Raw genomic sequence first — 20607 nt, forward strand, 5'->3', positions numbered from 1 at the left:
CGGGGCGATGTCACCGGCCGGGCTGCTCCCACCACAGGCCCGAGCCGCGCTCCCCCGCCGCCTCCTGCTCGTCGAGCTCGGCGTCGATCCGCCGGGCCTCCCGGGCGTCCGCCGCGGCGAAGCGGGCCGCGATCGCGCCGAGGAAGGGCAGCCCGGCGAGGTCGCCGCCGATCCACCACACCCCCGCGCCGATCGCCTGGTCGTCGCGGGGGCTCGGGCCCCAGGACCGGTCGACCGCCGTGTAGTGCGCGACCGCGAGCAGCGGGCCGAGCCAGAGCACCAGGCCGAGGACGCCGTCGGTGACCACCTCGGCGATCGCGATGCCGAGCGTCAGCCCGTGGTGGGTGGTGCGCGGCACGGGGTCGATCTGCAGGCGGCTGATCGCGTAGAGCAGGCCCGCGGCCAGCAGCCCGACCGAGACGACGCCGCTCACCGTCGCGCTGCGCAGCTCCAGCGGGTAGAGCCCGGTGAGGTAGAGGACGAACGGCGGTGCCACGAGCGCGAGGGTCGCCGCCCCGGGAGCGGTGAGGGCCCGCGCGACCCCGGAGCGCCGCCACCGGCCCAGGGTCACGACGACGGGTCCCGGGAGCGTTCCGCGGGCGAGGGTCAGGGGCGCTCCCGCCGCGAGCAGCATCGGGGCCACGACGAGCAGGACGACGCCCTGGAGGGCGCGGGTCCAGAAGAGGGTGTCGTCGTAGACGGCGATCGCGCTGCACCCGATCACCGCCAGCAGGACGACGCCGGCCCCGAACGCGACCGTGCGGCGCACCGGCCACGGGCCGGCGAGGCGGCGCACCCCGAGGCCGTAGCCGCCCCCGAGCAGCGCCATCCCACCGAGGACCCCCGGGGCGGCGGTCCAGGCGGTGAACAGGCGCGCGGCGGTCAGCGGGGGCAGGCCCGCGCCCGGGACGATCACGGCCGCAGCACACGCCCGCCGGTGTACGTCGGGCGTGAAGCCCGGTCCCCGGGCCCTACGTCGGCCGCCGCAGGTGGCCGTACACGGTGGTGCGGGGGACGTCGAGCTTCTCGGCGATCTCGGTGACCGACCGGCCCTCGTCGTAGAGCCGCTGCGCCTCGGCGGCGGCGTCCGCGCCCAGCCGCGGGGGGCGGCCGCCGCGGCGTCCCCGGGCCCGCGCGGCGTCGAGACCGGCGCGCGTGCTCGCGGAGACGAGGGTGCGCTGCAGCCCGGCCAGCAGTTCGAGGGTGGGCAGCATCCCGGCGCCGGCGTCGGTGGTCGTGTCGAGGCCCTCCTCGAGCGACCGCAGGTCGGCGCCGACCGCGAGCAGACGCTGCCCGACCTGGACGAGGTGCAGGACCGAGGAGGCCAGCCGGTCGAGGCGGGTGACCACGAGGACGTCGCCCCGGACCAGGTCGCCGAGGACTGCCTCCAGCTCCGGGCGCGCACCGCGGGTGCCCAGCGAGGTGTCGACGCGGATCCGGTCCGCGGGCACGCCCTCGGCGCGCAACCGCTCGACCTGGTCCGAGGCGTCGTCGCTCGCCGACGTCACCCGTGCATAGCCCCGCAGCACTCCGGCCCTCCGATCGACGCGATACGGAGGGGGCATCGCCGCAGAGCCACGTTCCGTAACGCCTCGGACGGTCCCCGTGATCACGGTCGCGCCCTCTTGACCACTGCTCCGGGCACCCCGGAACCGCTTCCGGACGGGGCACCCGGGAGCGATCGTCGCAGGTGGCACGCCTCGGACGGGTGACGAAAAGTCGGCACACTCCGTCACCGAATCGCTCGTGCGCGAGGGGATCGCAGTCTCCTGTTCACGATTTCGTGATGCAACCGTGACCTCGTCCGGACCTCCCGGAGGACCCTCGCGCGTCCGAAACGGTGGAGCCTCCCGGGACGATCCGCTCAGCGGAGCGGACGTCGAGGTACCGCCGAACAGAGCAGGGCCTCTCCGGGCCCGTAGGAGGAGTGGGTGCACGTGCGCAAGACCGTCGCCATCGCCGTGGCCGTCGTGGTCGCCGTACTGGCGGTGGTCGCCGCCGGGGCGCTCACCAGCGCCGTGGCCTGGGCGACCGCCGCCGTCCTCGTGGTCGTCGCCGCCGCGGTGATCGCGACGGTCTCCCTGCCCCCGGGCCTGCAGAACGTCGTCGTCGGTCTCGGGGCCCTGCTCGGCCTGGCGGGGATCGCGGTCGCCGTCGCGGAGTTCGGTGTGCGCGGCTTCCGTACCGACTCGACCGCGACCTTGCTCGGCCTCACCGCCGGCCTCGCGGGCCTGCTCGTGGTGGTCGGCGTGGTCGCGGCCCGCTCGCTGCCCGCTCCCGCGCTGTGGGGCGGCGCCGGCCTGCTCGCCGCGATCGCGCTCGTCGCCGGCCTCGTCGTCGCCGCGACCGTGCCGTGGCTGCCGCTCTCGCGGGCCGTCGGCTACACCACCGCGGACGCCGCGACGCAGGTGACGCTCTCGACCCCGGCAGGGGTGGAGGAGGGCGACGTCCTCGTCGCGCAGATCTACCGCTCCGGCGCCGGGACGGTCACCGCGCCGGCCGGCTGGAACACCCTGCGGACGACGGCGCTGCCGAACAACGCGGGCTCGGTCTCGCTGTTCACCGCGACCGCGCAGGCGGAGAACGGCCCCATCACGTTCACCTCCGACGCCCCGGCCACCCTCCTCGGCGGGATCGGCGCCTGGTCGAACATCACCGGGGTCACCGCGCCCGGCGAGAGCACCGGCACCGGCGGGGCCGTCACGGCCTCCCCCGCGCCGGAGGGCAGCTCCACCCAGGTCCTCTACTTCGTCGCCGGCACCGGGGTCGCCGACATCGTCCCGCCGGAGCCGCTGGCCGACGCCTGGACGGTCAAGGCCGACGACGTCGTCAAGGCGACCACCGCGCTCGTCACCCGCCCCGCGCTGTCGACCGACGCCGCCGCCCCCGTCTCCCTCACCTCGTCGGCGCCCCTCGGGGCGTGGGCGGTGCAGACGGTGGTGCTCGCCGCCCGGTAGCGGTCGCGGAGCCCGGCCCGCTCGGGCACCGTGGGAACGGTGCGGGGCGAGCCGGGCGAGACCTACTGGGAGCGGTACGAGTCGCTGATCGACGAGCAGATCCGCCGTGCGACCGCGGAGGGCGCGTTCGACGACCTCCCGGGCGCGGGCAGGCCGCTCGACCTCCCGGCCCGCGACGACGAGAACTGGTGGGTCCGCTCGAAGATGCGGGCGGAGGGCGTGCCCACCGACGCGCTGCTGCCGCCGTCGTTACGGCTGCGCAAGGACATCGAACGACTCGACGACGACGTGCGCGGCCTCGCCGACGAGGCGGCCGTGCGCGCCGTCGTCGCCGACCTCGACCGGCGCATCGTCGCGTTCCTGCGCTTCCCCGACGGCCCCCGGGTGCCGATCCGCCGCCCCTCGGCCGACGCCGTCGTCGAACGGTGGCGGGCCGCCCGCGCGGCCGCCGCCACCCCGGAGCCGCCGCCCACAGCCCCCGCCCGGCGGCGCTGGTGGCGCCGCCGGGACTGAGCTGCGGACCCCACCCCGAACGAGGATCAGCCGAGCAGGGCGTCCCGGGCGCGAGAGTGCGCCCCACACACGGCACCCGCGGCGCGGGAACCGGACGCCGGACCCACACCAGCAGCACAGGGACCACACACGGCACCGCCAGCGCACCACCGCAGGCTGCTGATCATGACCACACCGAACTCCCCCGCCTGGTACGACGGCTCCCCCGCGGCCGACACCGACACCGTCCGCACCCACGCCGTGTACGGCGCCCCCGCCGACGCGGCACCCGCACCCGTCGTCGGGAAGCCCGCCCGGACCGTCTCCGCGCGGGTCGCCGCCGCGATCGGGGTGGTGGCGTTCCTGCTCGGCGCCGGCCTGTCGATGCTGACCGGGCCACTGCTCGGCGGGGGGCCCGGCGGCCCCGGCGACGGCCAGGGCGGCCCGCCCGGGACCAGCCAGCAGTCGACCCAGCAGGGCACGACGGGAACGGGCACGGCCTCGTCGTAGATCACCTCTGGCGCTCGGGGCCCCGGGCGGGCCAGACTCCTGACCCGCCCGGAGACCGGAGACGACGAGGAGCCAGCCGCATGAGCGAGCCCACCCGCATCGACCTGCCGTCCGCGGGCGGTCACACGCTCGCCACCTTCCGGTGGCTCCCGAAGGGCGAGGCGCGCGGTGTCGTGCAGCTCACGCACGGGATGGGCGAGCACGTGCGCCGCTACCAGCACCTCGCCGACCGGCTCACCGCGCTCGGCTTCCTCGTGCAGGGGCAGGACCACCGCGGGCACGGCGCGACGGTGGAGGCCAACGGCACCGAGCCCGGCGTCCTGGGCGAGGGCGGGTGGGCGGAGCTCGTCGCCGACATCGGCCGGCTGCTCGAGCGGGGCCGCGAGGACGCCCCGGGGGTGCCGGTCGTGCTCCTCGGCCACAGCATGGGCTCGTTCGCCGCACAGCAGTGGCTGCTCGACCACTCCGCGGAGGTCGACGCCGCGGTGCTCACCGGGACCTCGCTGCTCGACCAGCTCGAGGCCGCCATCGACACGAGCGGCCCGATCGACCTCTCCGCCTTCAACGCGCCGTTCGCCCCGGCGCGCACCGACTACGACTGGCTCTCGCGCGACGAGGTCCAGGTCGATGCCTACGTGGCCGACCCGTGGTGCGGCTTCGGCCTCGACCCGGCCGGGGGCGCGGGGATGTTCGTCGGGGGCCGCGACGTCGCCGACCCGCAGCGCCTCGACGCCATGCAGAAGGACCTGCCGGTCTACGTCGCGGTCGGCGAGCACGACCCGGTGGGCGGGCCGGTCGTCCTGGCCCAGGCACTCGTCGACCGCTACCGCAACGCGGGGCTGACCGACGTGACGTTCCGGGTCTGGTCGAACGACCGCCACGAGATCCTCAACGAGGTCGACCGCGACGACGTCGAGAACGAGCTCGTCGACTGGATCACGCGCGCGATCAAGCGCTGAGGACCGGGCGGGTCACCAGAGCGGGCGGACCCGGGAGAGCACGACGCCGACCACCGGCGGCACGACGACCGGGGAGAAGGCGGTGCCGATCGCGCCGAGCGTGAGGAGCACCGCCGCCTGCGTCTGGATGCCGACGGTGAGCGGGATGAGCCCGAGCAGCACCGTCGCGACGAACCCGAGTAGCGTCATGATCTGGCCGCTGCGCAGCCGGCGGGGCTCGGACACCCGCCGGGCGAAGCGCGGGTCGGCCGCGCGCAGCGTCCCCACGAGGGCGGCGAAGGCCCGGTCCACCGGGGTGCGCCCACCGTCGGCGTGGGCGGACTCGGGACGCTGATCGTCCTCATCGGACGGTCGGTCAGGCGGCTGCACGCCTCCAGAGTGACCCGGGACCGTCCATGAGCACACCGTGGGGTCGGACACGCGCGGTCATCGACACTGCTCCGAACGTTCCGGCACGCCCAGGCGGGCGAGCGTCGTCCGCCAGTCCCGGCTCAGCGGACTCGACCGCCAGCCGGCGATCGCCCGCAGGTAGATGCCGTCGCCGAGGGCGGCGATGAGATCCGCCGTCAGCTCGTCCCCGGTCTCCTCGGCGAGCACCTCCTGCCAGGCCGCCATCGAGGCGCGGGCCGTGACCGCCGCCGCCTCCTCGGTCGCCGCGACCTTCAGCACGGCGACCATCGCGCGGAAGAAGTCGCTGTCGCGCGCCGGGTCGTCCGCGGACGTGCGCAGGTAGTAGTGCGCCACCGTCTCGGTGCCCGCCGCCGCCCCGGCCCGGGCGGTCGCGATGTCGGCGTCGGTGAGGGCGCGCACCCGCTCGAGCATCCCCTCGAGCAGGGCCTCCTTGGACCCGAAGTGGTAGAGCAGGCCGCCCTTGGACACCCCCGCGCGGGCCGCGACGGCGTCGAGGGTGACGGTCTCGGGTCCCTCGCTCACCACGTGGTCGACGTAGGCGTCGACGATCCGGTCCCGCTGGGACGGTCGGGGCATGCGCGGGACCGTACACCGTCCAGCTGGTACAGTTTCGTAACTGTACCGTCCGGACTGTCGAGAAACAGGAGTCGCGTCCATGTCCAGGCGAGCCCTCGCCCTGGGGGTCCTCACCGCCCCGGTCCTGCTCATCACGCTCGACATGACCGTCCTCGGCGCCGCCCTGCCCGCGATCTCGGAGGACCTGCGGCCCGGCGCGGCGACCCAGCTGTGGATCGTCGACGTCTACTCGTTCGTGCTCGCGGGCCTGCTCGTGGTCGCGGGCTCGCTGGGCGACCGCATCGGGCGCCGTCGCCTGCTGCTGATCGGCACCGCCGCGTTCGGCGTCGCCTCGGTCGTCGCGGCGTTCGCCCCGACCGCCGGCGCCCTGGTCGCCGCGCGCGCCCTGCTCGGGCTCGGGGGCGCGACCCTCATGCCCTCGACGCTGTCGCTGATCAAGACGGTCTTCCCCGAGCCGGACTCCCGTCGTCGGGCGATCGGCGTGTGGGCCGCGATGTTCTCCGGCGGAGCGGCCGCGGGCCCGGTGATCGGCGGCTGGCTGCTCGAGCACTTCTGGTGGGGCTCGGTCTTCCTGGTCAACGTGCCGGTCTGCCTCGCCCTGCTCGCCGTCGGCCCGGTCCTGCTGCCCGAGAGCCGCGACCCGCACCCGGGCCGCTTCGACCTGCTCTCGGCGGGTCTCGCGCTCGCGACGATGCTGCCGGTGGTCTACGCGGTGAAGTCCGTCGCCACCGACGGGATCACGACGACGGGGGCGCTCGCCGCCGTCGTCGGGCTCGCCTCCGGCGCGCTGTTCGTGCACCGGCAGAGGACCCTGCCCGACCCGCTGATCGACCTCACGCTGTTCTCCCACCGGGCCTTCTCGGTGTCGGTCGCGACGAACACCCTGTGCGTGTTCGCCCTGGTCGGCCTGCTCGTGCTGGTGCCCCAGTACCTGCAGCTGGTGGTGGGCATGTCCCCGCTGACCGCCGCGCTGTGGCTGCTGCCCGGCAGCCTCGCGGGCATGGCGGGCGCCCTCGTCGCGGCGCGCCTGGCCCGGCGGTTCGCGGTGCGCCGCCTCGTCGTCGGCGGCCTGACCGTGGCCGCGGTCGGCTGGTCGGCGATCGCCCTGCTGGCCGTCGGGGCCGGACCGGTCGTGGTCGTCGTCGGGATGACGGTGGCGGGCCTCGCCGTCGCGATGGTCGAGACCCTGACCACCGACCTCGTCCTCACCTCCGCACCCACCGACCGCGCCGGCGCCGCCTCGGCCATCTCCGAGACCGGCTTCGAGCTCGGCGGCGCCCTCGGCATCGCCGTGCTCGGCAGCGTGACGGCGGCCGTCTACCGGGCGGGCCTGCCGGACGGTGTGCCGGGCGAGACCCTCGGCGGCTCGCTCGCGGCCGGGGTCGACCCGACGGTGGCCGGCCCGGCGTTCACCGTCGCCCTCGCCGTGGCGGGCGCCGTCGCGGCCGTGGCGATCGCCTACGCCGCGTGGCAGGCCCGTCTGCTGCGGCCGGTCGAGGCCACGGGCGCCCGGGAGTCGGCCGTGGCCCGTTCCTGACGTCGGGGGTGATCACGCCCCGAAGTCCGCCTTGCGGATGAGGGCGTGCACGCCGGTGGTGCGGTCGACGACCTGGGAGACCTGGAAGTCCGCCGCCGCCGAGAGGTAGGCGTAGGCGACCGGGGCCGCCATCCCCCGGTCGCCCACCAGGAAGGCGAGGGCCCGGCGGACCGCGTCGCGCATCGCGAGGTCGAGCGACGTCTGGTTCCCCCCGCCCTCCGGGCCGTCCGGGTCGGACAGGCCGATGGGCACCCAGTGGGTCGGGGTCTCGCCGAACGGGAAGGTGAACGCCGCCCGGGGCGCCGGGCCGCCCGGCGGGATCGAGGTCAGTCGCAGCGTCGCGCGCAGCGATCCCTCCATCGCGGTGAGCGCCACCTCCCCGTCGCCCTGGGCCATGTGCGGGTCGCCGGTGAAGAAGAGGGCGCCGGGCACGCGCACGGGCAGGTAGAGCCGCGAGCCGACGACGAGGTCGTTGACGTCGAGGTTGCCGCCGGCGTCGGTGGGCGGGACCGAGTCGACGAGCGCGTCGGTGTCCCGGGCGACGCCCATGACGCCGAGGAACGGGGCCAGCGGGAACGTGGCCGGGCCGAGGCTGCCCACGAGCCCGGTGGGGCCGGCCGAGGCGGGGGTGAAGACGCTGACCTCGCCGCCGGCGTTGAACCAGCGCGAAAACTCCGGGCGGCCGTCCCACTGTTCTGGGAGCTCCCCGGGCAGCGCGCCCTTGCCGTGGCGGTTCGAGACGACGCCGTAGGGCACGCGCAGGGCGAGGTCGAGCACGTCGACGGCGAGCGTGTGACCGGGTTCGGCACCCCGGACCGCGATCGGGCCGGTGATCACGTGGGGCCCGGGTCCGTCGTGCGGCGTCTGCCGGGCCACGGCGGCGGCATCGGTCAGCACGTCCCCCGCGGCGACCCCCTGCCCCGTGAAGTACGCGACCGGGTCCTTCCCCTGGTCCTCCAGGACGCCCTCGTGGGAGATCGTGTCGACGACGACCGTGGCCCCGTTGTCCACCGTCGTCACCGGACGGCTGCCCCGGGTGGGCAGCCGACCCCAGAGGACGTTCGTCGGGGTGGCGGGCACGTAGTTCGGCGGCGCCGACCCGGCGAGCGGCTGCAGGACGGGGATTCCGGCCGGAGCCGCCACGGGCGCCGCGGTCGAGCAGGCGGCCGTCCCGAGCGCCGCCACCCCCGCCGCCGCGAGGAGGAAGCCGCGGCGCCCGAGGGCCCCCGTCAGCGTGCTCGACCACTGTTCGCCCACCGAGTCCGACATGGCGGACACCTGACCAGCCCGACGTCTCCCCGGTGTTGCGCGCGGATGACGTCGGGCGCGCGTCCGGGGTCAGCCGTGGCCCACCGCTGACACCCGACGTCAGGAACGGGACACGACCGGCGGGACGGCACCGGCGAACCCCGTGGCCGCCTCGTGGGCGAGCGCGACCTCGAGCACGCGGCGGTCGCCGCCGGGCGGGCCGATCAGCTGCACCCCGACCGGCAACCCGCCCGGCGTGAACCCGGCGGGCATGCCCATGACCGGCACCCCGGCCATCGACCACGGCGCCACCGTCTCCATCCAGCGGTGGTAGGTGTCCATCGTCCGGCCGGCGATCTCCCGCGGCCAGGTGACCTCCACCGGGAACGGGTGCACCTGGGTGGCCGGGGCGACGAGCACGTCGAACCGGTCGAACATCCCGACGACCGCGCGGAACCACTCCGCCCGCACCGCCGCGGCCCGGTGGACCCGCAGGGCGGTCAGCGTCAGGCCCTGCTCGATCTCCCACACCAGTTCCGGCTTGAGGTCGGCGCGGTGGTGCTCCAGCAGCGGCGCCATCTCGCAGGCGTTCCACCAGCGCCAGACCAGGAACGCCTCCCACAGGGCGTCCAGGTCGAACGGCGGGACGACCTCCTCGACCGTCGCGCCCAGCCCGGCGAACACGTCCACGGAGCCCCGGCGCGCGAGGTCGAGCAGCCCGTCCTCGCAGGCCAGACGACCGCCCAGGTCGCCGAGCCAGCCCACGCGCAGCGACGTCGGGTCGGCGGCCGTCAGCGACGACAGGTCCAGCGGATCGGAGTGGTCGAGCGGACCGACGGGCCCGCCCGTCGTCATGACCGAGAGCAGAGCCGCGAGGTCGGCGACCGAGCGGGCCATCGGTCCGGCCTCGCCCAGCTGGGCGACGAAGCCCGGCACCCCGGGGACGCGACCGCGCGAGGGGCGCAGGCCGTACGCCGAGGACCAGGCGGCGGGGTTGCGCAGGGAGCCCATGTAGTCGCTGCCGTCGGCGGCGGGCAGCAGCCGGCAGGCGAGCGCGGCGGCCGCGCCCCCGCTGGAGCCGCCGACGGTGCGCGTGAGGTCCCACGGGTTGCGGGTGGCCCCGTACACCGGGTTGTAGGTCTGCGACCCGAACCCCATCTCCGGGGTGTTGGTGCGCCCGACGAACAGCGCCCCGGCCGCCCGCATCCGCGCGACGTGCGGGGCGTCGACGACCCCGACCCGGTCGCGGAACACCGGGGACCCGGCCGCGAACGGCTGTCCCGCCACCTCGGCGAGGTCCTTCACGGCCTGCGGCACCCCGTGGAGCACCCCGCGCCACCGCCCGGCCGCCGCCTCGGCGTCGCGGGCGGCGGCCTCGGCCAGCACGGCGTCGGGATCGCGGCGCGCGACCACCGCGTTCACCGCCGGGTTCAGGTCGTCCAGACGCGCGAGCGTCGCCGTCGCGACCTCGACGCACGAGACGTCGCGACGGCGCAGCGCGGCGGCGAGCTCGACGAGGCCGAGCTCGTGCAGAGCGGTCGACACCGGGCTAGCGGGGCTTCACCTCGCCCATCTCGCCCCAGCCGTCCTGGTCGACGCCCTGCACGCTGACGATCTTCGGCGTCTCGGCGACGTAGTCCGGGGCCTCGGAGACGAACTTCTTGAAGTGGTCGGAGTTGACGTGCGCCTCGGCGGCACCGTCCTGGAAGGCCTCGACCAGCTGGTAGGTGTTCTCCTCCTCGAGGGACTTGCTCCACTCGAAGAAGATGTTGCCCGGCTCCTGGCGGCAGGCCTCGGTGAACTCCCGCGCGAGCTCCGGGAAGCGGTCCGCGTACTCCGGCTTGATCGTCCACTTGACGGCGATGAAGATCATGGGTGGATCCTGCCCGAGAGTGGCGCGCGGCACACCCCCTCGGGGCCACACTCTGCGGATGGACGGGTTCGTCACACGCCACGTGTACGACGTCCGCGACGCCGCGCCCGGCATCCACCGGGCGCTGCCCTCGCCGTTCCTCACGTTCGTCGTCCCCGTCGGCGCGCCGCTGCGGATGGTCCTTCCCGACGGCGGGGGTGCGGACTTCCGCGCCTGCCTCGCCGGTCTGCACGACGTGCCGGGGACGATCGTGCACCCCGGCCGTCAGGCCGGCATCCACGTCACCGTGCACCCGCTCGCGGCGCGCCCCCTGTTCGGCCTGCCCGCCGCCGTGCTCGCCGGGCACTCGCTGGAGGCGGGCGAGGTGGTCGGCCGGGTCGCCGCGGAGCTCTGCGAGCGGGTCGACGCCGGGTCCACGTGGGAGGTCCGCCTCGCCGCGCTCGACGACGTCCTCGCCCGGCTGCTCCGCACGCACGACGACGGGCCGGCGGCCGCCGCCGAGGTCCGCCACGCCTGGGCCCGGATGCAGGCCGGCGGGTCGGTGCGGGACGTGGCGCGCGAGGTCGGCTGGAGCACCGACCACCTGTCCCGGCGGTTCACCGGCGAGTTCGGCGTCCGGCCCTCGGTGGCCGCCCGGATGGGCCGGTTCCACCGGGTGCGACACGCGATCGCCCGACGCGCCGGGAGCGGGACCCTGGACCTCGCGGGCGTCGCGGCCGACCACGGCTACGCCGACCAGGCCCACCTCGCCCGCGAGTTCCGGGCGCTCGCGGGCTGCACCGCGACCCGGTGGGTGACCGAGGAGGTGCACGGCGGGCTGGTCGGATCCGTCCAAGACGCCCAGGACGCCGACCCGCGATCCTCGTCGGCATGAGCACCGCACCGGCACCCCAGGTCTGGCCCACCCTGCGCGCCCGCGACGCGCGCGCCCTCATCGACTTCTACGTCTCGGCCTTCGGCTTCACCGAGAGCGTCGTGTACGCGGGCGACGACGGCGTGATCCACCACGCCGAGCTCGGCTGGCCGCCCGGCGGCGGGATCATGCTCGGCCAGGAGCGCGAGGACACCTCGGGGCGGGCCTGGTCCCTCGCACCGGGCACGTTCGGCGGGTACGCCGTGACCCGCGACGCCGCGCACACCGACGAGGTCTTCGCCCGGGCGGTGGCCGCCGGGGCGACGCCGCTCGCGGAGCCGTACGACACCGAGTACGGCTCGCACGACGCCGCGGTGCTCGACCCCGAGGGCAACCACTGGCAGTTCGGGACCTACCCGGGTCACCCCGTCACAGGCTGAGCCGCGCCGCCGGCGGGAGCGCGGACGGGTCGCCGGTGGGCCAGCGGGCCGGGTCGCCGTGGACGGCGAGCTGGGCGACCTGCTCGACGCACCACGGCGAGAGCTCCGGCCACGACCCCTGCCGGGCCCCGTCGTGCAGCGTCGCCCACGGCACGGCCCGCACGTCGTCGACCTCGGCCGGGTCCGGCTCCGGGGCCCCGGTGGCGGTGGCGACGAAGACCGGGCACATCTCGTGCTCGACGACGCCGTCCTGCTCGGCGCGGTAGCGGAAGCCGGGCAGCACGAGCCGCACCGACCCGACGTCGAGACCGAGCTCCTGGCGACCGCGGCGGACGACGGCCTCGTCGAGCGCCTCCCCCGGCGCGGGGTGCCCGCAGAAGCTGTTGGTCCAGACGCCGGGGAAGGTGCGCTTGTGCGCGGCCCGTCGGGTCATCAGCAGTCGCCCGTCGTCGTCGACGACGTAGCAGGAGAACGCGAGGTGCAGCGGGGTCTCCGCGTGGTGCACCTCGGACTTGGCGGCGGTGCCGATGGCGGAACCGTGGGGGTCCAGCAGGACGACGAGCTCGGTCACGGACCTAGAAGACCTTGTACGGCAGGAACTTGCCACTCCAGACGAGCTTGACCCGGTCCCCCTTCGGGTCCTCCTCCCGGTCGAAGGACAGCTCGAAGTCGATGGCCGACATGATCCCGTCGCCGAACTCCTCGCGGATCAGCTCGTGCAGGGCGCTGCCGTAGACCTGCAGCGCCTCGTGCAGGCGGTAGGTCACCGGCTCGGTGGGGTCGATCGCGGCCTCGCCCCGCACGGGCGGCAGCGACAGCGCGGCGACCGCGTCGTCGTCGAGGCCGAGCAGACCGCCGACCTTCTGCGCCTGCTCGGCGTCGAGGGGCTGCTGTCCGAGCAGCGCGGAGGTCGTCCAGACGAGGGAGCGCTCGAGGGCGTCGGCGAGCTGCTGCCAGCTCAGGCCCTTCGCCTCCTTCGCGAACACGACCTCGCGGCCGGCGGAGAGGCGGTCGTGGATGGGGCTCATGGGGTAGCTCCTCGAGATGGGAGGGATCAGGCCTGTGCCACGGGGCGGGCGGCATCGTCGGACGCCCCGGCGGTCCCCGCGTCGTCGCGGGGAGCGTCGTCGGTGTGCGCGCGGCCGAGGTAGCCGTAGGCCGCGCCGATGACCGCCCCGCCGATGAGGTTACCCAGCCCGACCCACAGCAGGTTCCAGGCGAAGGACGCGACGGTGACGGCCGGGACGCCCGCGAGCAGCCCCAGGGTCATGATCGTCATGTTCGCGACGACGTGGTCGAAACCGGTCGCGATGAACGCGAGGAGCACCCACAGCAGGAGCAGGAGCTTGGCGGCGTCCGAGCGGGTGCGGGCCGCCATCCAGACGCCGAGCGTCACCAGCATGTTGCAGAGGATGCCGCGCAGCAGCATGGTGTCGACGCCCTCGGTGACCTTCTTCGTGGCCACCGACTCCAGCATCGCGGCCCCCGGGGGCGGCGAGCCCGGCGCGGAGACCAGCTCGAGGACGCCGCTGCCGTGGACCAGTAGCGAGAAGACGATCGCGCCGACGAGGTTGCCGACGAAGGACACCGCGATGATCGCGGCGACCCCGCCGATGCCGGGCCCGCGCAGCCGGTCGAACAGGCCCATGACCGACACCATCATGTTGCCGGTGGAGAGCTCGGCGCCGGCGAACACCACGAGGGTCAGCGCGATGCCGAAGAGCAGGCCCTGCGCGAGCTTGCTGAACGGGGACTGGGCGGCCTCGAGCGGCCCGGCCGCGGCGAACATGAGCACCACCGCGACGCCGACGTAGGCGCCGCCGAACAGCGTGTTGATGCCGTAGGCCAGCGGCATCCGCAGCTCGTCGGTCTTCTTCTCGCCCGCGATGGCCTGCTCTCGCACGGCGTCGGGCACGGAGATCGGCATGGCTTCCCCCTCCGGGCCGGGGGCCGGCCGCGTCGGGGATCCAGTGCCTCCCGGCGCATCGTGAAAAACCGATTCCGTGTGAACAGCACGAAACGTCCGATACCGCTCAGAGCAGACAGGGCCCGGCCGTCGTCGTCAGCGTCGCGCTCCACGGCCCCGTCCAGGCGCCCGCGGTCGCCCGCACGCGCAGGTACACCGTGGTGCGCCCGACCGCCCGCACGGTGACCGGGGACGACAGCGCGCTCGTGGTGCCGGCCGCGACCGGCGCGGCGAAGTCGGCGGTGGTGGCGGCCTGGAACTGGTAGGCGCCCGCCGTCGCGACCGCCGTCCACCGCAGCGTCGTGGCGGCCGCGCCCAGGCCGGTCACCACCCCGGAGGTCGACGTCGTCGGCGGGGCGGTGGTCGTCGTCGTGGCGGTGGTCGGGGCGACGACGGTGGTGGTCGCGGCCGTCGTGACCGGCGCCGGTGGCGTCGTCGTGGGGACCACCGTCGTCGTGGGCGCCGCGGTCGTGGTGGTCGCGGCGCGCGGCGAGACGGTGGGCGTGGGCGTCGTCGTGACCACCTGCTCCGGGAAGGACTCCACGCCACCCCCGGAGGCGGTGAACCGGCCGAGCAGCGCGCTGCACGCCCAGGCGTCCGCGGTCGCGGTGGTGGCTCCGAGCGCCCCTGCCCGGGCGGTCGCGTTGCCGGGGCCGCTGCTCGACCACGCGGCGACCGCGACCCCGCACCCGGTCAGCAGCCCGAGCGCGGTCAGCAGGGCGACGACGGCGCGGCTCACGGCGCGCTCACCACCGTCACCGTGACCGGGACCGCGAAGGTGGCGCCCTGGCAGCCGGTCTCCGAGGCGGTCGACATCGCGACGGCGCCGGGCAGCACGAGGGTGGTGCTCGCCGCGGGGACGAGGACGATGCCGGCCGGGTTCTGCGGGACGAAGCCGACCCCGGTGGTGACGCAGGTGCCGATCCCGCCGGCCGCGGTGGCCGCCCCGGCCGCGGCGATGGACGCGACCCGCACCCGGTAGGGGTTGGGGTTGGTCACGGTGAGCGCCGCGGTCCCCGTGGCGCCGGGGGTGAGCAGGCCGGACGTGACGGCGCTGCCCGCCACGGCGGTCGTGGTCGGGGCGAGCGCGGTGCCCCCGGAGAGCGCGGGCGACCCCGATCCGGACGCGAGCCAGGCCGCGACCGCGACCCCGGCCGCCCCCAGCGCCGCCGCGATCAGCACCAGCACGAGGACCACCGTGGTGCGGCGACGTCGCCCACCGAGCCGCCTGCGCCACCCGCGTCGGCCGGCGCGGCCGGGCGTCGGATCCGTCCGCTGCGGCGGGGTGTCGGACACGGGCGCCTCCGGGGCGGCGACGCGACGGACCGGGGAGGGCCGGTCGTCGGGACGGCGGGGTGGGGCCGGGCGGGCGTCGCGCTCCCGCGGCAGGACCGGGCCGATCCCGATGCCGGTGGCCGGGGTCGGTCGCGGCTCCCGCGAGCGGGGCACGGCCGCGCGGCCGCGCCCGTCGTCGGGACCCTCCGGCGTCGGCACCGGGAAGGCGCCGGAGGGCACGGCGAAGGCCGCTCCGGGCCTCGTCGGGACGGCCCGGAACGGCTCGGTGACCGCCTCCGGATCCACCGGGCGGCCGCGCGCGGTGCCCGCGAGGTGACGGGGGCGCCTGCCCGGCAGCGGGATCGGGCCCGTCCGCTCGACCGGGCCGCGCCCCTCCCGCTGGAGCAGCGAGTCGACCTTCACCCCGCCGCGGACGCGAGGTCCGCCCGCAGGGGCATGGAGAACGTCTGGCCCTGGCAGGTGTTGTCGGGGTCGGCGACCATCGTGGCCGTCAGTGTGTAGGTGCCGGAGGCGCCGGGCGCGATGGTCCCGGTCGGGTTCGCCACGGCGGGGCTGGTCACCGTGCCGGCCGGGCAGGTGCCGACCTTGTCCGAGGTGCTCGCACCGATCCCGACCACCTTCACGGGGTACGGGTTCGGGTTGTTGATCGTGACCGTGTACGGGGTCGACGACCCGGGGTAGAGCGGCGTGCCCTTCGAGGCGGAGGCGATCGTCGAGTTCACGGCGACGCTCGAGGTCGTCGCGCCGGAGCCCTCACCGGTGGAGAGGTACGCCGCGAACGCGACGCCCGCGCCCGCGAGGACGAGCAGGACCCCGCCCAGGACGGCGAGACGCTTGCGGTTGTTCGTCATGTCCCGTCGACCCGGCCGACGCCGTCCCGTGACGCAGGGTCACCGCATGGTGTGGTGAACGTTTCAGTCGAGGTAGTCGCCCATCCGGCGGAAGTAGTCCCCGGCGACGTGGTCGACCCCGTCCTCGTCGCGCACCCGCTGCAGCACCAGACCGTGCTGGTCGCCGTGCCAGGCCTCGGGACCGGCCACGACGATCACCCCGGTGCCCTCCCGGGCGAAGACCCGACCGTTCGTCCCACCGCACCGGTTGCGCGACACGCTCGCCTCGAGCACCCGCAGCCGCCGGCCCTCGTGCAGGCACCAGGCGTTGGGATAGGGCCCGGTCTGGGCGCGGACGAGGTTGACCAGGTCCCTGGCCGGCCGGTCCCACGGGATCCGGTTGTCCCGGTCGGCGCGCCGGTGGAAGAAGCTCGCGTGCTCCGGGTCCTGACGCAGCCAGTCGTGCGGGCCGTGCTCGACGCGGTCGAGGGCGTCGAGCGTCAGCGGCCCGAAGAGCTCGACGGTGCGCTGGAACAGGTCCTCGGTGGTGTCGGTGGGGGTCACCGGCACGGTCCGCTGCGTGATGATGTCGCCGCGGTCGAGGTCCGCGTCCATCCAGTGCGCCGTGATCCCCACCTGCGACTCGCCGTTGATCAGCGCCCAGTTCAGCGGCGAGAACCCGGCGTACTTGGGCAGCAGGGCGTCGTGGGTGTTGACGGTGCCGCGGGTGGGGGCCGAGAACACCTTCGGCGAGATCCAGGTGCGCCAGTTGCAGGCGACGCCGATCTCCGCGCCGCTGTCGGTGATCGCGGCGACCAGCTCGTCGTCCACGGCCTTCTGCCGGTAGAGCACCGGGATGTCGTGCTCGCGGGCGAGGTCGGCCACCGGTTCCTGGAAGATCGCCGGCTCGTGCGCCGAGTCCTCCTCGGGGTGGCTCACGAGGAGGACCACCTCGTGGCGGCTCTCGAGCAGGCTCGCGAGCAACCTCGTTCCCCACTTCTGGTAGCCGAACAACACCACGCGCACGGTCGCCTCCTCGCCCCCGTCGGTCAGGTGAGGCTCACCTAAGCAGAGATCGAGACGCCCCGGGTCCGGATGCGACCTTGTTCTCCCACCTCGTTCTCCCGAACCGCCCCCACCGCGCACCGACGTCCGTCATCGTCAGCACGCGTGGCGGGCAGGCGGGAGCTCATCGAGTCCGAGGACTTCCAGCGCCGCCGGGGCGTGGCCGCCCTGGTGCGCGGGGACGACCTCGCGGTGGCCGACGTCGCCCGGCGCCCGAACGCCGCGCTGCTCACCGGCCTCGTCGTCGTGGTGCTCGTGGCCGCGCTGTCCGCCGCCTCGGCGTTCCTCACCGACCGCCCTCCCGACGGCTGGCGCGACGAGGGCACCGTCGTCCTCGACCGCGACACCGGCGCCCGCTACCTCGCCACCGACGGCCTGCTCCGGCCCGCACCCACGCTCACCGCCGCGCTGCTCGCCGGGGGCCGACGCGGCGAGCCGGTGCTCGTCCCGCACGCGCGCGTCCTCACCGTGCCCGTCGGCACCGCCCTTCCCGACGACGGGTCGCCGCAGCTCCCGCCGGCGCTCGCGGCTCCCGTGCCGCTCACCGCGTGCGTCACCGGACCCGACCGCGACGCCCCCGACCAGGTCGCCGTGTACGCCGGGCCCGTCGTCGGACCGTCGACGGCGGCCACCGGGTTCCTCGCGCGCGCCTCGGGGACGGGCGAGGCCGTGCTCGTCGCGGGGGGACGGACCCACCTCGTCGCCCCGCAGGCCCTGCCGCTGCTCGGCTGGTCCCCGGGGCAGGTCCGGGAGGTGCCGGGGCCGTGGCTGGGACTGCTCCCCCGCGGTGGCGAACTCTCCCTGCGGGAGGCGCCCGGGCCGGTCGTGGCCACCACCGACGGGACCCGGTACGTTCTCGACCGGGGCCGGGCGCGGCTCGTCGCCGACGAGACCACGGCACGTCTGCTGCCCGCGCCGGTGCGCACCGTCGTCCCGGACGAGGTCCTGCGGCTCCCGGCCGGACCCGTCGTCGGGATCGCGGACGTCCCGAGCATCCCGCCGACGGTGCCCGACCGGGAGGACGCCGCGGTCCCCTGCGTCGTCCGCGGCGGGGACGGCCCGACGCTGGCGGTGTTCGGCGCCGTCGCGGCGCCGGGGCTGCCGGCCGGCCCGGAACGGCTGCTCGCGGGCGGGGAGCGTGCGGTGCGGGTGACCTGGCACGTGCCCCCGGGCGGCGGGGCCCTGCTCGCGCCGCCGGAGTTCGACGCCGACGCGCGGCCGGCCGGGCGCACCGTCGACGAGGGCATGGTGCTGGTGGACGCCGGGCTCGGGTTCGGGGTGCGCGACGACGAGGCCCTGCGCGCCCTCGGCTACACCCGAGGCCAGGTCCTGCCGATCGGCCGACCGTGGTTCGCGCTGCTCGCCGGGGGCCCGCAGCTCGCCGTGCCGGACTGACTTTCCCGAAACCGCACCCACGGCGACGACGGGTCGGTCACCGTGAGGGTCGACCGCGGAACCCGACCCGGGAGGGGGCCCTGATGGCGGGGCAGTACGACGTCTCGACCGCGACGATGGCGCAGACGCAGTCGCGCATGGTCGCAGGAGTGGCCGACATCCGCTCGGAGCTCACCGCGTTGCGGGGGAAGCTCGAGGCCGTCCAGGGCCAGTGGCAGGGCGACGGCAGCACCGCGTTCGCCGGGGCGGGGGCCCGGTACGAGGCCGCGAACCAGAAGCTCAACCAGGCCCTCGACACGATCTCGACCCTCGTCCGGCGCGCGCAGGCGGGCTACGAGACCAGCGACGCCGACGCGTCGGGCCGGATCGACCGCTCGGGCGCCGGCATGGACGTCGCCGTCCCCGGATTCTGAGGAGGACCACGATGGCCGACCGGATCAAGGTCTCCTTCGGCGCGCTGGACACGGCGGTCGCCGACGTGCAGGGCGGGGCCCAGGCGATGGAGCAGCGCATGCAGCAGCTGCGCTCCGACCTCGCCCCGATGCTCGCGACGTGGGACGGCGCCGCGCGGGAGTCGTACGCGAACGCGCAGGCCCAGTGGGACGCGGGCTGGCAGGAACTGCAGGCGGCGCTCGGCGAGCTCGGCCGCACGACGGCGGGCGCCAACCAGGGCTACGCCGACGCCGAGCGCGCCACGATGCAGTCCTTCCAGGTCTGACGGGCCGGGTCGGGCTGAGCGTCCGGCCCGGCACCCCGTCGGCTGCGCTAGGACGCCGTCGGGAGTTCGAGGGCTCGTGGCGGCCCGGAGAGGGACCGCTTGGCCACCACCGCGAGCCCGTCGAGGATCTCGATCTCGCCCGCCTCGAGTCCGTCGAGGGCGATCCGGACCAGGTCGGCCGGCTCGGTCATGGCCTCGGCGCCGAGGTCGAGCCCGGCATCGCGCGCGAACTCCTTCATCGTCGTGGTGGCGACCAACCCCGGCACGAGCGCGGCGACGAGCGTGCCCTGGCCCGCCAGCTCCACCCGGACCCCGTTGGTCAGTCCCCACTGGGCGGACTTGGCCGCGGCGTAGGCGGTATTGCCGTCGACCGTCTGCCAGGCCACGCCCGAGAGCACGTTGAGCACGGCCCCGCCACCGTTCCGGGCGAGGATCGGCGCGAAGGCCCGGATCATGGCCAGCGTGCCGTAGTAGTTCGAGTCCATCGTGGTCCGGATCGCGTCCAGGTCCCCGGTCACGAGGTTCCCGCCCGCGGTGGACGCGGCGTTGTTGACCAGGAGGTCGACGTCGCCGGCGGCCTCGGCCGCCGCGGCGACCGAGGCCGGATCGGTGATGTCGAGCCGCAGCACGTCGGCCCCGGGGACGTCCACCAGCTCCGGTCGGCGGGCCGTGGCGTAGACCCGTGCTCCGCGGGCGAGCAGCTCGAGGGCGAAGTGCCGGCCGATGCCGCGGTTCGTCCCGGTGACGAGGGCGGTGGCCCCGCGCAGCTCCATCGTGATCTCCTGTCGTCAACATGACCGAGCGGTCATGTTCGTGAAGGGACGCTAGGCCAACCTGACCGCAGGGTCAACTTCGGTAGGGTCGTGCGGGTGACGACCCGGGACCGGCCGCAGCGCGCCGACGCCACACGCAACCGTGCCGCGCTGCTCGCCGCGGCGGAGGCGGAGTTCGCGGAGCGGGGTCTCGACGCGTCCATGGCCGACATCGCTCGGCGGGCGGACGTCGCCAAGGGGACGGTGTTCCGCCACTTCGCGACCAAGGAGGAGCTGATCGCGGCCATCGTCGGCGGGCATTTCCAGGCCCTCACCGAGGTCGCCCGCGCCCTCGGCGACGCCCCCGACGCCGGCGCGGCACTGGTGGAGTTCCTGACCATGGCCGCCGGAGGGCAGGCGCACCACGACCTGTCGTTCCTGCAGACCGTGACCGAGGGCGACTCGACGGTCGCCGCGCTGCGCGACGAGCTCCACGCCGAGGTCGAGCACCTCGTCGCCCGGGCCCGGGACGCCGGCGCCGTGCGCCACGACCTGACCGGGACCGACGTCTGGGTGCTCATCTGCGCGCCCGTCCACGCGACCGGGTTCGTCCGGGATCCGGGACCGGACCTGTGGCGCCGGTACCTCGCGATCATCGTCGACGGGCTGCGCCCGGCGGGGGCGCAGCCGCTGCCCGGGCCGGCGCCGACCTGGCCCTGAGCGGGCCCG

26 protein-coding genes are annotated in these 20607 nt (G+C 75.4%); 11 read left to right on the forward strand and 15 right to left on the reverse strand.

What is annotated here, in order from left to right; genetic code table 11:
• Window positions 1–10: 10 nt before the first annotated feature.
• Together BJ983_RS16490 and BJ983_RS16495 are read right to left on the reverse strand one after the other, a co-directional pair.
• Complete coding sequence (locus tag BJ983_RS16490) at window positions 11–916, reverse strand: cytochrome c oxidase assembly protein (protein WP_343054223.1); 906 nt, start codon at window positions 914–916, stop codon at window positions 11–13.
• Window positions 917–971: 55 nt separating this feature from the next.
• Window positions 972–1508 carry a recombinase family protein gene (locus BJ983_RS16495; RefSeq protein WP_218890304.1) on the reverse strand — a complete coding sequence of 179 codons (537 nt, stop codon included), beginning with the start codon at window positions 1506–1508 and terminating at the stop codon, window positions 972–974.
• Between the two features lie 429 nt (window positions 1509–1937).
• Between BJ983_RS16495 and BJ983_RS16500 the strand changes: the two genes are divergently transcribed.
• From BJ983_RS16500 to BJ983_RS16515, 4 genes are all read left to right on the forward strand, one after another.
• Window positions 1938–2957 (forward strand): hypothetical protein, encoded by a 1020-nt coding sequence (locus tag BJ983_RS16500; RefSeq protein ID WP_179794780.1) that lies wholly within the window; start codon window positions 1938–1940, stop codon window positions 2955–2957.
• Window positions 2958–2996: 39 nt separating this feature from the next.
• On the forward strand, window positions 2997–3470 hold the full coding sequence (locus BJ983_RS16505; RefSeq protein WP_179794781.1) for a DnaJ family domain-containing protein: 474 nt from the start codon (window positions 2997–2999) through the stop codon (window positions 3468–3470).
• 165 nt (window positions 3471–3635) lie between these two features.
• Window positions 3636–3959: a hypothetical protein gene (locus BJ983_RS16510; RefSeq protein WP_179794782.1), complete on the forward strand. Its 324-nt coding sequence runs from the start codon at window positions 3636–3638 to the stop codon at window positions 3957–3959.
• Between the two features lie 80 nt (window positions 3960–4039).
• The gene (locus tag BJ983_RS16515) at window positions 4040–4918 is read left to right on the forward strand and encodes an alpha/beta fold hydrolase (protein WP_179794783.1); all 879 of its coding nucleotides are present in this window, start codon (window positions 4040–4042) and stop codon (window positions 4916–4918) included.
• Between the two features lie 12 nt (window positions 4919–4930).
• Here the strand turns inward: BJ983_RS16515 and BJ983_RS16520 are convergent, their stop codons facing one another.
• Entirely contained in the window at window positions 4931–5287 is a 357-nt protein-coding gene (locus BJ983_RS16520; protein ID WP_179794784.1) for a DUF3040 domain-containing protein, read from the reverse strand.
• 57 nt (window positions 5288–5344) lie between these two features.
• Complete coding sequence (locus BJ983_RS16525) at window positions 5345–5905, reverse strand: TetR/AcrR family transcriptional regulator (protein ID WP_179794785.1); 561 nt, start codon at window positions 5903–5905, stop codon at window positions 5345–5347.
• A 79-nt stretch (window positions 5906–5984) separates the two neighbouring features.
• On the opposite strand from BJ983_RS16525, the gene BJ983_RS16530 reads away from it, so the two are divergent.
• The gene (locus BJ983_RS16530; RefSeq protein WP_179794786.1) at window positions 5985–7442 is read left to right on the forward strand and encodes an MFS transporter; all 1458 of its coding nucleotides are present in this window, start codon (window positions 5985–5987) and stop codon (window positions 7440–7442) included.
• 12 nt (window positions 7443–7454) lie between these two features.
• Here the strand turns inward: BJ983_RS16530 and BJ983_RS16535 are convergent, their stop codons facing one another.
• The 3 genes from BJ983_RS16535 to BJ983_RS16545 all read right to left on the reverse strand — a co-directional run bounded on the left by BJ983_RS16535 (window position 7455) and on the right by BJ983_RS16545 (window position 10563).
• Window positions 7455–8711, reverse strand: coding sequence for an acetamidase/formamidase family protein (locus BJ983_RS16535; protein WP_218890305.1), 1257 nt, complete (start codon window positions 8709–8711; stop codon window positions 7455–7457).
• 99 nt (window positions 8712–8810) lie between these two features.
• Entirely contained in the window at window positions 8811–10235 is a 1425-nt protein-coding gene (locus BJ983_RS16540) for an amidase (protein WP_179794788.1), read from the reverse strand.
• Window positions 10236–10239: 4 nt separating this feature from the next.
• Window positions 10240–10563, reverse strand: coding sequence for a putative quinol monooxygenase (locus BJ983_RS16545; protein WP_179794789.1), 324 nt, complete (start codon window positions 10561–10563; stop codon window positions 10240–10242).
• Window positions 10564–10621: 58 nt separating this feature from the next.
• Between BJ983_RS16545 and BJ983_RS16550 the strand changes: the two genes are divergently transcribed.
• Window positions 10622–11437: a helix-turn-helix domain-containing protein gene (locus BJ983_RS16550; protein WP_179794790.1), complete on the forward strand. Its 816-nt coding sequence runs from the start codon at window positions 10622–10624 to the stop codon at window positions 11435–11437.
• Entirely contained in the window at window positions 11434–11856 is a 423-nt protein-coding gene (locus tag BJ983_RS16555; RefSeq protein ID WP_179794791.1) for a VOC family protein, read from the forward strand. The genes BJ983_RS16550 and BJ983_RS16555 overlap by 4 nt, the downstream gene beginning before the upstream one ends.
• Here the strand turns inward: BJ983_RS16555 and idi are convergent.
• The 7 genes from idi to BJ983_RS16590 all read right to left on the reverse strand — a co-directional run bounded on the left by idi (window position 11846) and on the right by BJ983_RS16590 (window position 16974).
• Window positions 11846–12427, reverse strand: coding sequence for an isopentenyl-diphosphate Delta-isomerase (idi, locus tag BJ983_RS16560; protein WP_179794792.1), 582 nt, complete (start codon window positions 12425–12427; stop codon window positions 11846–11848). The two genes, BJ983_RS16555 and idi, sit on opposite strands and share 11 nt — an antisense overlap.
• Before the next feature lie 4 nt (window positions 12428–12431).
• Window positions 12432–12884, reverse strand: a complete 453-nt coding sequence (gene cynS / locus BJ983_RS16565) for a cyanase (protein ID WP_179794793.1) — start codon at window positions 12882–12884, stop codon at window positions 12432–12434.
• A 26-nt stretch (window positions 12885–12910) separates the two neighbouring features.
• Window positions 12911–13783, reverse strand: coding sequence for a formate/nitrite transporter family protein (locus BJ983_RS16570; protein ID WP_179794794.1), 873 nt, complete (start codon window positions 13781–13783; stop codon window positions 12911–12913).
• 106 nt (window positions 13784–13889) lie between these two features.
• Window positions 13890–14561 (reverse strand): hypothetical protein, encoded by a 672-nt coding sequence (locus BJ983_RS16575; RefSeq protein ID WP_179794795.1) that lies wholly within the window; start codon window positions 14559–14561, stop codon window positions 13890–13892.
• Window positions 14558–15520 carry a hypothetical protein gene (locus BJ983_RS16580; protein WP_179794796.1) on the reverse strand — a complete coding sequence of 321 codons (963 nt, stop codon included), beginning with the start codon at window positions 15518–15520 and terminating at the stop codon, window positions 14558–14560. The genes BJ983_RS16575 and BJ983_RS16580 overlap by 4 nt, the downstream gene beginning before the upstream one ends.
• Window positions 15517–15969: a hypothetical protein gene (locus tag BJ983_RS16585; RefSeq protein WP_179794797.1), complete on the reverse strand. Its 453-nt coding sequence runs from the start codon at window positions 15967–15969 to the stop codon at window positions 15517–15519. The genes BJ983_RS16580 and BJ983_RS16585 overlap by 4 nt, the downstream gene beginning before the upstream one ends.
• A gap of 63 nt (window positions 15970–16032) precedes the next feature.
• The gene (locus BJ983_RS16590) at window positions 16033–16974 is read right to left on the reverse strand and encodes a formyltransferase family protein (RefSeq protein WP_179794798.1); all 942 of its coding nucleotides are present in this window, start codon (window positions 16972–16974) and stop codon (window positions 16033–16035) included.
• Window positions 16975–17118: 144 nt separating this feature from the next.
• Here BJ983_RS16590 and BJ983_RS16595 point away from each other — a divergent pair, with 144 nt between their 5' ends.
• The 3 genes from BJ983_RS16595 (at window position 17119) to BJ983_RS16605 (ending at window position 19126) form a co-directional block, all read left to right on the forward strand.
• Window positions 17119–18408, forward strand: coding sequence for a type VII secretion protein EccB (locus tag BJ983_RS16595; RefSeq protein WP_179794799.1), 1290 nt, complete (start codon window positions 17119–17121; stop codon window positions 18406–18408).
• An 83-nt stretch (window positions 18409–18491) separates the two neighbouring features.
• Window positions 18492–18821: a WXG100 family type VII secretion target gene (locus BJ983_RS16600; RefSeq protein ID WP_179794800.1), complete on the forward strand. Its 330-nt coding sequence runs from the start codon at window positions 18492–18494 to the stop codon at window positions 18819–18821.
• 11 nt (window positions 18822–18832) lie between these two features.
• On the forward strand, window positions 18833–19126 hold the full coding sequence (locus tag BJ983_RS16605) for a WXG100 family type VII secretion target (protein WP_179794801.1): 294 nt from the start codon (window positions 18833–18835) through the stop codon (window positions 19124–19126).
• A gap of 47 nt (window positions 19127–19173) precedes the next feature.
• Here the strand turns inward: BJ983_RS16605 and BJ983_RS16610 are convergent, their stop codons facing one another.
• Entirely contained in the window at window positions 19174–19899 is a 726-nt protein-coding gene (locus BJ983_RS16610) for an SDR family NAD(P)-dependent oxidoreductase (RefSeq protein ID WP_179794802.1), read from the reverse strand.
• Between the two features lie 96 nt (window positions 19900–19995).
• Between BJ983_RS16610 and BJ983_RS16615 the strand changes: the two genes are divergently transcribed.
• The gene (locus tag BJ983_RS16615; RefSeq protein ID WP_179794803.1) at window positions 19996–20598 is read left to right on the forward strand and encodes a TetR family transcriptional regulator; all 603 of its coding nucleotides are present in this window, start codon (window positions 19996–19998) and stop codon (window positions 20596–20598) included.
• Window positions 20599–20607: the final 9 nt, after the last annotated feature.

The sequence above is a fragment of the Actinomycetospora corticicola genome (genome assembly GCF_013409505.1).
Taxonomy (GTDB): Bacteria; Actinomycetota; Actinomycetes; order Mycobacteriales; family Pseudonocardiaceae; genus Actinomycetospora; species Actinomycetospora corticicola.